10 protein-coding genes and 1 tRNA gene are annotated in these 13,393 nt (G+C 62.9%); 7 read left to right on the forward strand and 4 right to left on the reverse strand.

Annotated elements, in window-relative coordinates:
- Positions 1 to 59 precede the first annotated feature (59 nt).
- Positions 60 to 1,418, forward strand: coding sequence for an amidase (locus tag K3724_RS13900; RefSeq protein WP_259986105.1), 1,359 nt, complete (start codon positions 60 to 62; stop codon positions 1,416 to 1,418).
- 571 nt (positions 1,419 to 1,989) lie between these two features.
- Here the strand turns inward: K3724_RS13900 and K3724_RS13905 are convergent.
- A tRNA-Thr gene (locus K3724_RS13905) sits at positions 1,990 to 2,065 on the reverse strand.
- A gap of 357 nt (positions 2,066 to 2,422) precedes the next feature.
- On the opposite strand from K3724_RS13905, the gene K3724_RS13910 reads away from it, so the two are divergent.
- Positions 2,423 to 3,298, forward strand: a complete 876-nt coding sequence (locus tag K3724_RS13910; RefSeq protein ID WP_259986107.1) for a hypothetical protein — start codon at positions 2,423 to 2,425, stop codon at positions 3,296 to 3,298.
- Positions 3,299 to 3,419: 121 nt separating this feature from the next.
- Here K3724_RS13910 and K3724_RS13915 read toward each other — a convergent pair whose 3' ends face one another.
- Positions 3,420 to 3,917 carry a hypothetical protein gene (locus K3724_RS13915; RefSeq protein ID WP_259986109.1) on the reverse strand — a complete coding sequence of 166 codons (498 nt, stop codon included), beginning with the start codon at positions 3,915 to 3,917 and terminating at the stop codon, positions 3,420 to 3,422.
- A 143-nt stretch (positions 3,918 to 4,060) separates the two neighbouring features.
- Between K3724_RS13915 and K3724_RS13920 the strand changes: the two genes are divergently transcribed.
- Positions 4,061 to 5,050 (forward strand): hypothetical protein, encoded by a 990-nt coding sequence (locus K3724_RS13920; protein WP_259986110.1) that lies wholly within the window; start codon positions 4,061 to 4,063, stop codon positions 5,048 to 5,050.
- Between the two features lie 260 nt (positions 5,051 to 5,310).
- A complete protein-coding gene (locus tag K3724_RS13925) occupies positions 5,311 to 6,603 on the forward strand; it encodes an O-acetylhomoserine aminocarboxypropyltransferase/cysteine synthase family protein (RefSeq protein WP_259986112.1) in 1,293 nt (430 codons plus the stop codon).
- A gap of 64 nt (positions 6,604 to 6,667) precedes the next feature.
- Here K3724_RS13925 and K3724_RS13930 read toward each other — a convergent pair whose 3' ends face one another.
- Positions 6,668 to 7,387 carry an SIMPL domain-containing protein gene (locus K3724_RS13930; RefSeq protein WP_259986114.1) on the reverse strand — a complete coding sequence of 240 codons (720 nt, stop codon included), beginning with the start codon at positions 7,385 to 7,387 and terminating at the stop codon, positions 6,668 to 6,670.
- Positions 7,388 to 7,563: 176 nt separating this feature from the next.
- Here K3724_RS13930 and K3724_RS13935 point away from each other — a divergent pair, with 176 nt between their 5' ends.
- Positions 7,564 to 10,215 carry a hypothetical protein gene (locus K3724_RS13935; protein ID WP_259986116.1) on the forward strand — a complete coding sequence of 884 codons (2,652 nt, stop codon included), beginning with the start codon at positions 7,564 to 7,566 and terminating at the stop codon, positions 10,213 to 10,215.
- Between the two features lie 139 nt (positions 10,216 to 10,354).
- Here the strand turns inward: K3724_RS13935 and hppD are convergent, their stop codons facing one another.
- Complete coding sequence (hppD, locus tag K3724_RS13940) at positions 10,355 to 11,455, reverse strand: 4-hydroxyphenylpyruvate dioxygenase (protein WP_259986118.1); 1,101 nt, start codon at positions 11,453 to 11,455, stop codon at positions 10,355 to 10,357.
- A gap of 153 nt (positions 11,456 to 11,608) precedes the next feature.
- On the opposite strand from hppD, the gene K3724_RS13945 reads away from it, so the two are divergent.
- Positions 11,609 to 12,064 carry an Lrp/AsnC family transcriptional regulator gene (locus K3724_RS13945; protein WP_027259655.1) on the forward strand — a complete coding sequence of 152 codons (456 nt, stop codon included), beginning with the start codon at positions 11,609 to 11,611 and terminating at the stop codon, positions 12,062 to 12,064.
- Positions 12,065 to 12,130: 66 nt separating this feature from the next.
- Positions 12,131 to 13,351 (forward strand): PAS domain-containing protein, encoded by a 1,221-nt coding sequence (locus tag K3724_RS13950; protein WP_259986124.1) that lies wholly within the window; start codon positions 12,131 to 12,133, stop codon positions 13,349 to 13,351.
- The last annotated feature ends 42 nt before the right edge of the window (positions 13,352 to 13,393 follow it).

Consider the following 13,393-nt stretch of genomic DNA (forward strand, 5'->3'; position numbering starts at 1 on the left):
GGGCATGTTTTTTTAGTCTGGAAAGCGTGCCTTAACTGCCAGCACCGGAAACCTGCCGCATGACCGACATCACCGCCCTTACCGCCGAGGACATGGCCGCCAGGCTGCGAAGCCGCAGCCTGAGTGCCCGCGAGGTTCTGGCCGCGCATAAGGCGCAGACCGAGGCGCGTAACAGCACCGTCAACGCCTTTGTCACCCGGGACTGGGACGCGGCAGAGGCGCGGGCCGCAGAACTGGACGCGATGGCGGCATCGGGCGCATTTGCCGGACCGCTGCACGGCCTGCCGGTTGCCATCAAGGACTGCTTTGAAACCAAGGGCTTGCGCACCACCTGGGGGTCTAGGAGCTTTGAAAAACATGTGCCGGATTATGATGCCCTGCACGTGGCCCGCCTGCGCGCAGCGGGCGCAGTGATCACCGGCAAAAGCAACACGCCTGAGTTCACTTTTTCCGGCCAGACCAGCAATCTGGTGGCCGGCACCACCCGCAACCCGCTGAACCCGGAAAAGACAGTGGCCGGCAGCTCTGGCGGCGCGGCGGCGGCGCTGGCGGCAAACATGGTGGCGCTGGCCGATGGCTCGGATCTGGGCGGCAGCACCCGCACGCCCGCCGCCTGGTGCGGTGTCGTGGGCTACCGGCCAACCCCGGGCCTAATTCCCTATGCCCCGAATCCGGCGCCGTTTGACGGGCTGTCAGTACCCGGCCCGATGGCGCGGAGCGTGCGCGATCTGGTGCTGATGCTGGAAGCCATGCAGGGCAATACACCCCGCCAGCCGCTGGGCTTCTGGCAGGACCTGCCGCGGCTTGCCGGCCTGGAAGAGGCGCCGCCCCGCAGCGCAGGCAGGGTTGCCCTGTCGCTGTCCCCTTTTGGCGCCTGCGTTGACGCGTCGGTGCAGGCAGCGATTGCCCCGGCGGAGGCACTGTGCCAGCGCCTCGGCTGGCAGGTGGCGGCGGACGCCCCCGGTCTGGCGCCGCTATTGGCGCATGGCGGAATTGTCCGCGGCCAATGCGCGCTGCAGATCCAAACGCAGCTGCAGCCGGACATGGCCCTGGCAGGCGAAAGTTTCCGCACCGCCTGCGCCCAGGCCGAAGGACGCAGCCTGGCGGAGCTGGCCGCCTACCAGAAGACCCGCGCCGCGGTTTGGGCGGATGTCAGCAGCTTTTTCGAGCGCTACGACTTTGCCCTCTGGCCCACGGCCACGGGGATGCCCTTCTCTGCCGGCCTGCGTGACAGCGAACTGACCGAGGACTGGCGCACCGTAACGCTTACCCCGCCGCTGGAGCTGCCTTCCATTTCGATCCCCTTTGGCACCTCGTCGGACGGAATGCCTGCCGGGCTGCATATCACCGGCCCCAAGGGCGCAGATGCGCGGCTGCTGCAGTTCGCCCGCAGTATCGAGCGTGCGGGCCGGACCTGAGCCACTGGCAATAAATGCAGAAGGGCAAGCCGTTTCATCGCAATCGCGTTAAATTTCACGCTGCCTTGCAGAGGGAACAGCGACCGTTCACACATGCCGCAGAGAAATAGAAATGAGCGGTACCCGAAGTCTAAGACAGCCTCCTGGCCATCGTGCTCGCAAGAGACTTCCTCTCGGAGGGTCAAGCCGGATTTAAACACTCCCAAACCGCAGCCAAGTGCCTGGGCGATATCACCGGTGATCTTACGGTCGCTTCCGGTGCTGGGGCCTTGCTGGCTAGCGAGATACGCAAGTCATGATCTGGCCCTTCCGTAAGACGCCCGAAATTGAACAGCGCAGCCTGCAAACAGGCCTGACGCCGCAACACATCGGCATGCGCCGCCGCAACCTTGTTTCGGATGGCTCAGCGGCTCTGTCAGCCACAGTTCAGGTAAACACCAGCCTTCTTAACTGAAGGTGCTGCTCCGAGTGCCTAAGACGAATTTTGTCGGTCTTTGGTCGAAGCCAGCATAGGTCAAGTTCAATGGCCCTAAGAGCAATCTACAACGTCACACCTAAGTCTTTGAAAAGATGGTGCCCCCACACGGACTCGAACCGCGGACCTACTGATTACAAATCAGTTGCTCTACCAGCTGAGCTATAGGGGCACTCACAATCACAGGCGTCCAGATCCGGAGCCGGCGCGCGACCATGAAGCCAGCGTGTCCGATGGAAAAGATCTCCCCGCCGGGCCTGCTGGGCGACTGGTACTAAAGTACAGAATGACCGTCAAGCCGGTTTGAAACTCAAATCGCGAATCTGCGAAAACCTCCCGCCAGGCTGCACAGAACCAAACGCAGCAGCCCTCCGATAGGAACGCCGTCAGCCGGGGCTGGCCGCCGCGGCAGGTGCGGCAGCCCCCGTAACGTAATCCCGGCGCAAAGACAGCGCAAACCGCAGGTTTGACCTCCCTGCTGCTGCGCATTACTTCTGAAGGCAATAAACCCGGAAAAACAGGTCGGATCATGCAGGTCATCATTCACTGCGGGGCGCATGCCACTGAGGAAGATCTGCTGCTGAAGGCGCTGCTGAAAAATGCAGGCGCTTTGTCGGAACAGGGCACCGCGGTGCCAGGGCCCGGCCGCTACCGGTCCTTGCTGAAAGACTGCCTGGCGGCGATGAAGAACGGCAGCGCCGCCAAGGACGCGCCGGAGGTGCTGTGGGACGCGATCCTGGATGACCGCCAGGCGGACCGGGTGATTCTCTCCAATCCGCATTTCTTCGGCTCGCCGCGGCACGCGCTGCAGGACGGACGCCTGTATCCGGAGGCCGGGCACCGGCTGCAGGCGCTGCAGGCGCTGTTTCCCTATGATCAGCCGGAAATCTTCATGGCGCTGCGCAACCCGGCGACATTCCTGCCCGCGATGTTTGCAAAGTCCAGCCGGTCCATCGTGCAGAACGCATTGCAGGGCGGCGACCCGCTGCAGCTGCGCTGGTCCGGACTGCTGGCGCAGATGCGGGATATGGCGCCTGGCATGCCGGTCACCGTCTGGTGCTATGAGGATCTGCCGCTGATCTGGGGCCAGGTGCTGCGGGACCTGGGCGGGATGGAGATCAATGCGCCGGTCAAAGGCGGGATGGACCTGCTGGCCACCCTGATGCAGCCTGCCGGCATGGAGCGGCTGCGCGCCTATCTTGCAGAAAACCCGGATCTTACGGAAATCCACAAACGCCGTGTCTACGCCGCCTTTCTGGACAAGTTTGCGATGGAAGACGCGCTGGAGGAGGAGCTGGACCTTCCCGGCTGGACCAGCGTGCTGGTGGAGGAGATGAGCGAGCGGTACGAAGAAGATCTCTATCTCATCCAGCGGATGCCCGGCGTCACCCTGATTGCGCCCTGATTGCTGCCAGGCGGGCTGCCCGGCCTAGCCCGGCCTGCCTCTGCGAGGCGGAACGCGCAAAGCAGCATTGGATTGCGTTGCCGCCGCCGGGGGCCCTGAGGAGCAGGGCCCCGCGCCAGGCTCACTGCTGGGGTTGGCCGTTGCGTCCAAAAACCAATTCTTCAGTGCTCAGGTCATCATAGGTAACCTCGACCGCAATCTGCTGGATGGAACCAAGAGGATAGCTGCGGTAGGGCATCCCGTCTTCATCCTTGATCATATTCGGAAAGCCTTCCTCCAGGTGGCAGTCCGGCAGCGGCCAGATTTCCGGCGGGTTGCCGTTCACCCCCAGCTTGACCTGCGCCAGCCCGCAGCGCCAGGACCACAGGTGGGTCACATAGAGCAGATCCTGGCCATTGAACTCGCGCACATGGATCCAGTTGGCCTGGGTCGCGGCCAGAATCGGCTTCACTTCCAGCGCAGTCGTAAAACGCCCGGTCGCCTGCTGCGGCTCAGCGGCCGGTGCCGTTTGGGCTGATGCTGTTTGCACCGCCTCCAAAGCAGCCGCAGCTTCCGGAACACCAGGCTGTGCCCCGGGCAGCACTGTTGCCGCAAGAAGGGCCAGGATCACGTGATTCATCTTTGTCTCTCCCCGGTTTGCGCCTCTGGCGGCACAGACCGTCTGAAATTGTCTGCAGGCTGGTTGCGCGGCGCCTTGCAGGCTTGTAGCTAATCAATCAGGCAGTCCTATCCGCCCGGAAGAGACGGAACACGGGGAAAACCATGGCAAATGCCCCCTTCAATGTGATGATCGTCGGCCAGGCCGGCCGGCTGCAGTATGAGGCGCTGCTGTTTGCCGCTTCTCTGCGCCACTGTTCGCCCGGTTTTTCCGGACGGCTGTTTGTGGCTATGCCGCAGCAAGGGCCGCTGTGGGAGAAGGACCCCGGCATTCGCAATCAGGAGGTTCTGCAGGCGCTGGCGGACCTTGGCGCAGAAATCCTGCCGTTCGAGAGCAAGCTGTTTGGCGCCGCCTACCCTTACGGCAACAAGATCGAAGCATTGCAGGCGATGCCAAAGGGCGAGCCGTTTGTGTTTTTTGACACCGACACGCTGATCACCGGCGAGCTGGCGGATGTGCCGTTTGATTTCAGCCGTCCTTCGGCGTCGTTGCGGGTTGAAGGCACTTGGCCGAAACCGACACTGTACGGACCAGGCTACAGCGGCATCTGGCAATCGCTCTACAGCCGCTTCGGCCTCGACTTCCTGTCCAGTCTCGACCTCGGCCAGCCGGATGAATACTGGAAACGCTATCTCTATTTCAACGCAGGTTTCTTTTACGGCGCCTGCCCGCGCGCCTTTGGCAAGCGGTTCCTGGTCTACGCGCAATCGGTTCGCAACGATCCGCCGCTTGAGCTGGTTGGCCAGGTGCTGGAGCCCTGGCTGGACCAGATCGTTCTGCCGCTGGTGATCCACTCCTTCGGCGGCGGGCGCAATGCGCTGCCTGCCGGTTATCTGGATGGGCAGACCAGCTGCCATTACCGGCTGTTTCCGCTGCTTTATGCGCGGGAAAGCGACCGGGTGGTGGAGTTGCTGCAGGAGATCACTGCTCCGAACCGGCTCAAGAAAGTGCTGAAAGGCTACGAGCCGATCAAGCGGATGGTCTATCAGGGGCGCGGTGAAAAGGTGCGGGCGCTGTTTGACCGTGCAAACCTGCCGCGCCGCGAACAGGCAATCCGCAACCGGATCAAATCCGAAGGCTTCTGGATGCGCTGACCACGGCTTTCGGGTCTTGGAGAACGCCGGGCTCCCGCCCGCTCACGGGCCTCTGGCAGAGGCCCTTCGCAGTTGGGTCCGGCGCCGCGCTGCGCGCGGCGCGCGCCATGCGCAGCATGGCGCCCCGCCCAACGGGCGCAGGCACCGCCAGGGGCCGCGGCGGGCGGGAGCCTTTTGCTGCGGCATTCCCGCAATTGCCTTCCCAGCGCAGCCATGCTGATGTGTGCCCGGAATAATAGAGCTTTCAGGGAGACCCATTCATGACCGACGCTCCGACATACGGTTTTGACACCTTGCAGATCCATGCCGGCGCCAAGCCGGACCCGGCCACCGGCGCGCGGCAGACGCCGATCTACCAAAGCACCGCCTATGTGTTCCGCGATGCCGAACACGCCGCCGCGCTGTTCAATCTGCAGGAAGTCGGTTTCATCTATTCGCGCCTGACCAACCCCACTGTCGCGGTGCTGCAGGAACGTCTGGCAACACTGGAAGGCGGCGTTGGTGCGGTCTGCTGTTCGTCGGGCCACGCAGCGCAGATCATGGCGCTGTTCCCGTTGATGGCACCGGGCTGCAACGTGGTCGCCTCGACCCGGCTTTACGGCGGTACCATCACTCAGTTCAGCCAGACCATCAAACGCTTTGGCTGGTCGGCCAAATTCGTCGACACCGACGATCTGGACGCTGTGAACGCGGCGATCGACGAAAACACCCGCGCGGTATTCTGCGAATCCATCGCCAACCCCGGCGGCTATGTGACCGACATCCGCGCCCTGGCGGATATCACCGATGGCGCAGGCATCCCGCTGATTGTCGACAACACCTCAGCCACGCCTTACCTGTGCAAGCCGATTGACCACGGCGCGACGCTGGTGGTGCACTCCACCACCAAATACCTGACTGGCAACGGCACCGTAACCGGCGGCTGCGTCGTTGACAGCGGCAACTTCGATTGGTCCGCCAACGATAAGTTCCCGTCTCTGTCCGCCCCCGAGGACGCCTATCACGGCCTCAAGTTCCACGAGACCTTCGGCCCGCTCGCCTATACCTTCCACAGCATTGCCATCGGCCTGCGCGACCTTGGCATGACGATGAACCCGCAAGGGGCGCATTACACGCTGATGGGGGTTGAGACGCTGTCCCTGCGGATGCAGAAACACTGCGAGAATGCCGAGAAAATCGCCGCCTGGCTCGAGAACGACAGCCGCGTTGACTACGTGACCTATGCAGGCCTGCCCTCCTCTCCCTATTACGAGCGTGCCCAGGCCTGCTATCCCAAGGGCACCGGCGGCTTGTTCACCTTCGCCGTCAAGGGCGGCTATGAGGCCTGTATCAAACTGGTGGATGCGCTGGAGATCTTCAGCCATGTGGCCAACCTCGGCGACACCCGCTCGCTGATCATCCATTCGGCTTCGACCACCCACCGGCAGCTGTCACCCGAGCAGCAGGAAGCTGCAGGCGCCGGCCCGAACGTGGTGCGTATCTCCATCGGGATCGAGGATGCAGACGATCTGATCCGTGATCTGGACCAGGCGCTGGCCAAAGCCTGCGGCTGAGCAGGCCAACCGCCATTCAACAGAAAGGCCGGGCGCCCTGCCCGGCCTTTCCTTTTTACGCGATTTACTCGCTGCCGGGCACGGTCATATCGAAAACGACCGAGACGTTATGACTGAAGGTCAGCTCGCCGGCCTCAATCGGCATCGCGTCGCTGCGGGCCATTTCCATCGCCATCATCGGACGTCCGCCACCGCTGCCGTGTTCATTGATCGAGCGTACCGGCCCCAGCTCCATGCCCGCCGCGTCTGCCAGCTGCTGCGCCTTGCGGATTGCATCCTTGACGGCTTCACCGCGGATTTGATCGGTGACCGCAGACGGATCTGCCACCCCGAAACTCAGCCCCTGGAACTGATTGGCGCCAGCCGTCAGCACCGCATCCAGAACCGGGCCAAGCCGGTCCAGGTCGCGCACCCGCACCATCAGGGTGTTCGAGGCCTGAAAGCCGGTGATCTCACGCCGGCCGCCGCTGTCATAAGACCGGTCCTGCGACCAGACCGGATGCATTGAGATCTGCCGGGTCTGCATGTCCTCGGCGGCAATACCGCCGTCCTTCAGCCGCCCAATCACCGCGCCCATTGCGTCAGATACGGCGGCCATTGCGGCGGCGGTTTCTTCGGCCTCCTCGGTGACACCCAGCGTGATTGTCGCCAGTTCCGGCGCCAACTGCAGCGTGCTTTCGCCGTTCACGGTGATTTGGCGCAACGCCGCGGTCCCGCTTGCCGCCAGGGTCCCGGCGCTCATCGACAGCATCAGCGCGGCTGCCAGAATTTTCTTTGCCTTCATACGGAAAAGCTCCTTTTGCAATGCCTTCTAGATGGGGATGGCAAACTGCCGCCTGCAAGTCCTGGCAGACGTCTTTTCCTTTAACTCGGCAGGTTCCTGCTTTAAGGTCCGCGTCAAAACACCGGGCCCGTCAGGCGGCCCCGGGCAGTATGGATTTTGATGGTTTGACCCAAGGCATGAAACCGGCTTTTGCTCTTTCACTTTCCGCTGACGGCATTGCGCTGCTATTTCGCGCTGAAGACGGCTGGCGCAGTGTGGCCAGCACGCCGTTCAACACTGAAGACCTGCCTGCGGCACTGGCTGCAATGCGCGCGGATGCGCTGCAGCTGGCGCCCGGCGGCATCTTCTGCAAGCTGATCCTGCCCGACGATCAGATCCGCTATTTGACCGCCGAGACCGGTGATCTGCCTGCCGAGGCGCGGATTGAAGCGGCCCGGCAGGCGTTGGAAGGGGCCACGCCTTATCCGGTGGATGAGCTGGCCTTTGATATCGCCATCGAGGGCAGCCGGACCCATGTTGCGGCGGTGGCGCTGGAAACCCTGGACGAGGCCGAGACCTTTGCAGTCGAACACGGGTTCGGCCCGGTCAGTTTTGTTGCGGCGCCGGAAAACAACGGTTTTCCGGGAGAGCCGTTCTTTGGCACCACCCGGGCAATCCGCGGCACCGAGGTTGAGCCGGACGATACAGTGGTAAAGGTGATCGGGCCTGCAGCACTGCCAGTCCTCCTGACCGAAGACAACGCGGATGACCCAGCCGCCTTAGCACTGGCGGAAGACAGTGCAATACCGGCAGCAATTGCCGCTATTACGGAACCCTTGGCAGATCCAGCAGGACCGGCGGTTCTTGCTGAGGCAGAAGATATGGCTGCCGCCGCCAAACAAGCACCTGAGCGGGACAGCGCGCCGCTGGCTGCCCCCAAGGACACTCCGGTGCCGCCGTCTGCCAAGACAGCCGGGGCCGAGGAGCCTGCAAGCCTGCCACCGCTTGTTTCGCCGCCTTCTGGCGCTTCTGGCGCGCCGCTGCCAGGTGTTTCAGGCCCTCTCAGCCAAGAGGACAAGGCAGCCTCTGTTGAAAGCGTATCCGCGCCGTCCGCACAAGCCTCCGCTCCGCTGGCCACCGGGCGCCAAGTGCCAAAAGCTCCAGCAGCCGTGAAGCCGGCCGGCGCAGCAATTCCGGTCCGGAAACCTGACACCGCGGACACTCCGGCGGCCCATTTGCCAATACCGCCTGCTCCGTTGCCAACTGGTGCGGCTTCTCCTTTGCCAATTCCGCCAGCGCCGGCAGCATTGCGGGACAGCACCCCGGCAGCCGCCGCGCCCGCGGCGCCACAGTCCCCGGCCCCCGAAAAGGCCGCCAAAGGCAAGCCGCGCTACCTTGGGGTAATCCTGACAGCTGTGCTGCTGCTGTTCATGGCAACAGTTGCGGTCTGGGCAATATTTGGCGAAGGCGGATTTTTTGCCGCAGCCCCGGATCAGGATCCCGGCCTGGCACCCGCCCCTGCGGTCAGCTCCGAAGACGGGCAGCCGGAGGAAGGTCTCCCCCAGCCGGCGCGCGCGCCTGCGGCAGGCAGCCCCGGTTCAGAAACCGCCCCTGCCGCCATCGCTCCGCAGGTGAGCGTCCTGGCGGACCAGCCCGATCCCGGGCTGCAGGAGACCGGCGCAACGCCGGCAGAGGGTAAATCGCAGGAAAACACCACCCTGGCTGAGGCCGGCGGCACAGGCGTGCTCCCTTCGGTCGAGGATGAAGCCGCCGCTGATGGTGTGAAGCTGCCCGAAGAAGGCACCGGCACCGCCTTTTTGGACCCTTCCGCCCTGCAGCCTGGCGGTGCTGAGGACACCCAACCGGCCCCGGCGCCGGCTGGGTCTCTGACTGCAGAGCCGCTGGATGACTTGGCCCAGGCCGCGCGCTATGCCGCAACCGGGGTCTGGCCGGTTGCCCCCGGCCTGGGAGGCATCCCCGCCGCGCCCCGCCTGGACGAGCTTTACACGGCGTCCGTTGACCGCACTGAGATTGCCGCCGACGCGGTGGCCCTGCCGCAGCCGGAAACTTTTGCCGGGGATGACGAACCCGGCGCCGTTGCCTCTCCTGCCGCAGCAGGGTCTGCGTTTGATCTGGACGCGCGCGGGCTGGTCAAGGCCAGCCCCGAAGGCACGCTTAATCCCGATGGCATCACCGTCTACCTTGGCCGTCCGAAGAAAGTGCCGCCGCCCGCGCCGGATCGCAGCGACCCCGCCGCCGAAGCGCTGGCCGAAGAAGTGGCCCGCAATCAGGTCTTGTCGCGCAAACGCCCCAAGGCGCGGCCTGCAGATCTGGAGGAACAGGTGGAACGCGCACAGCTTGGCGGTCTCAGCCGGACAGAACTGGCCGGCATGCGCCCGCGCCAGCGCCCCGCCAGCCTGAAGCCCGCCGGGGAAGAGCAGCTGCCGGTCACAGCCCAAGCCATCGCCGCCTCGGCTGTTCCGCGTGCCAGACCCGCCAATTTCGCCAATCTGGTCGACCGCGCCCGGCGCAATCCGCAGAACCAGGTGCAGACCGCCGCTGCCGTGCCCGCCGCTGCAGCCGCGGCGGCACCCCGCATCCCGACAGCCGCATCGGTTGCCCGCCGCGCCACCGTCAGCAACGCCATCAATCTGCGCAAGCTGAACCTGATCGGAGTTTATGGCACCGCCTCGGACCGCCGCGCATTGGTCCGGCTGCCCTCGGGCAGATACAAAAAGGTGCAGGTCGGCGACCGTATCGACGGCGGCCGGGTGATTGCCATTGGTGAAAGCCGGCTGCAGTACCAGAAAGGCGGCCGCAACCGCACCCTGGAAATGCCCAAGGGATAGGATCAAGCCCTTCCCTTCCCGCAATCAACTCATAAAACTGCAGTTCCGGCGAATGGGCCTGTTGCAGGTCGTCTTGCCGCCGCACGCAAAAAGGCCGGACCCGCATGGCAGGACCGGCCTTTTCCGTTTCTCAGGTTGTTTATTCCGCGGCCTGGATCTCGCCGTTTTCGATCTGCTCGCGCTCGATCGATTCAAACAGCGCCTTGAAGTTGCCCTCGCCAAAGCCGTCATCGCCCTTGCGCTGGATGAATTCAAAGAAGATCGGCCCGATCACGGTTTTTGAGAAGATCTGCAGCAGGATCCGGGTTTCGCCGCCGTCAATCACGCCTTCTCCGTCGATCAGGATACCGTGTTTCTTCATCCGCTCCAGCGGTTCGTCATGGCCCTGCACCCGCTCTTTGGACATCTCATAATAGGCGTCGTTCGGGCCAGGCATGAACTTCAAGCCCTTTTCCGCGATTGCATCGGTGCTGGCATAAATGTCGTCCGAGCCGACCGCGATATGCTGGATGCCTTCGCCGTTGTATTTTTTCAAATATGAAACGATCTGACCTGTTTCGCCGCGGTCCTCGTTGATCGGGATCCGGATGCGGCCGCAGGGCGAGGTCAGCGCGCGGCTGAGAAGGCCGGTGAACTTGCCCTGGATGTCAAAGAAACGGATCTCCTTGAAGCTGAACAGCTCCTCGTAGAACTTGAACCACTTGTCCATGTTGCCCTTGTAGACGTTGTGAGTCAGGTGATCGAGATAGAAGAACCCGTCGCCGCGCGGCTTGGACTGTTTCAGCCAGGTGAATTCCGCATTGTAGGGCGAGGTGTCGTGATACTGGTCGATGAAGTAGATCAGAGAGCCGCCAATCCCCTTGATCGCAGGCACGTCCATCACTTTGCCCGGCCCGTCATAGGCCTCGGCGCCTTTGGACACCGCGTGTCCGAACGCCTTTTGCGCATCCGCAACCCGCCAGCCCATCGCCGGGGCGCAGGGCCCGTGCTCCTCTACGAATTTCGCGGCAAAGCTTTCGGGGTCGGCGTTCAGGATATAGGTGACGTCGCCCTGCTGCCACAGCTCCACCAGCGGCTGGTCCTTGCGGTGGCCGGTCAGCTCATAGCCCATACGGGTGAACAGCGCCCGCAGCTCGTCCGGGTCGGGGCTGGCAAATTCAACAAATTCAAAACCATCGGTGCCAGCCGGGTTTTCCGGGGTGATTTCGGATTTCGGGGCGTTATGCGGGAACGGACCCATTGCGTGTCTCCTTCGGATCATGCGGGAAGCCAGGTGAATTCTTGCATCAAGAATACCGCATATCCGGCGCAGGTTTTCCGCGTTGTTTCGCACCGGAAACTTGAAGTACGCGTATCATTCGCGCCATGGTGGCCAAAAATGGAAAAAACACGCATGCTGGACCCAACAGATACCAAGCTGCTTGCAGCGCTTCAGAAAAATGCCCATCTCACCGCGCAGGAATTGGGCGAGATGCTCAACCTTTCCCCCAGCCAGGCCGGGCGGCGGCGGCAGCGGCTGGAGGCAGAAGGGTATATCCAAGGGTATTCGGCCCGGCTTGACCCCGCCAGGCTGGGGCTGTCGGTGCAGGGGTTTGTGCAGGTTCATCTGGGCAGTCACGGCCCCGAACAATCCAAGGGGTTCGCCCGGCTGGTGGCCAGCCAGCCGGAAATCACCTCGGCCTGGACGATGACCGGAGAGGCCGATTACCTTCTGCGCGTCTATTGCGCCGATCTGGAGGCGCTGAACACGCTCATCCACGGCATCCTGCTGCCCCATCCCGCTGTTTCCAGGGTCCAGAGCCAGATCGTAATGGCACAATTAAAACGCGATGCGCCACTGCCGACTTAACCATCCGGGAAGGAATTGGCGGTAAAGATGCACTAACGAATTCTGTAACCGAAAGTGGAACGTGCTGTGTCTATTGTTGACCGCCGAATTGAAACGCGTCCGACCAGCGGCGAAGCGCCGTTTGGCCTCAATGAGGTGTTCTTTTCCAGGACCAACGACCGCGGTATAATCCAAGCCGGTAACTATGTGTTCCGCCGGGTTGGCGCCTACACTTGGGACGAGCTGATCGGCGCCCCGCACAAGGTGATCCGCCATCCGGACATGCCCAAGGGGGTGTTCTCACTGTTCTGGGACACCATCCAGCGCGGCGAATTCATGGGTGCCTACGTCAAGAACAAGTCCAAGGACGGGCTGTATTATTGGGTATTTGCCGTGGTGGTGCCCTGCCAGGACGGCTATCTTTCCGCCCGCATCAAGCCAAGCAGCGCCTTGTTTGCCGAGGTGCGCAATCTCTATGCGACAATGCTCAAGCGGGAGACCGAAGAGGACGTCACCCCGGAGGACAGCGCGCAATATCTGCTCGATTGGCTGAACGGCCAGGGCTACGAGAACTACCACCAGTTTGCCGCTCACGCGCTGAGCCAGGAACTGATCTCGCGCGATAAGGGCCTGAACCAGCCGCCCCACGCCCGGATCCAAGAGCTGACGGGCATGCTGCGCAACGCTGAAACCCTGGTGGAAGAAACCGAAGGGCTGATCACAGATTTCGACGCAATGCACACGATCCCGCATAACCTGCGGGTGCTGGCGTCGCGGATTGAACCTTCGGGCGGCCCGGTCACGGTGCTGTCGCAGAACTACGGGTCCATGTCACGCGAGATGTCGGATTGGTTCGGCGCCCATGTGATGGGCGAGAACAGCAATTTCGCCAAAATCAAGGCTTCGGTGAACAGCAGCCTGTTTGTCGAGGGCATGGCGCGTATTCTGGTCGAATGCGACAATCAGCTGCAAAAGGAACGCCGCGACCTGGGTGAGGCCGATATGGAAACCGAACGCGGGATCCTGGGCGACCTGGTAAAAGACCAGGTCAAGCGTTCGCAGGACGGCATGAAAGAGGTGGATGAAGAAGCCGCGCGCATCACCAGCGCCTGCCAGATCATGCACCGGCATTTTCTTGGTCTCAGCTCCACCCGGGTGCTGCTTAAGATCGAAAGTGCACGGCTGACCGATTCCGGCGAAACACTGGCTGATATCATTGATCAGCTGGGCGGCTTCCAGGAACGGATTTCGCGGCGGCTGGACCGGATCGGCAAGCTGAGTGAAGAGATTCGCCTGCTCGAACAATAGCGGTCCCGGAGAATAGCAAACCCGCACAAAAATCCGTCAATG

It is taken from the genome of Leisingera sp. M658, assembly GCF_025144145.1.
In the GTDB taxonomy this organism is placed as follows: domain Bacteria; phylum Pseudomonadota; class Alphaproteobacteria; order Rhodobacterales; family Rhodobacteraceae; genus Leisingera.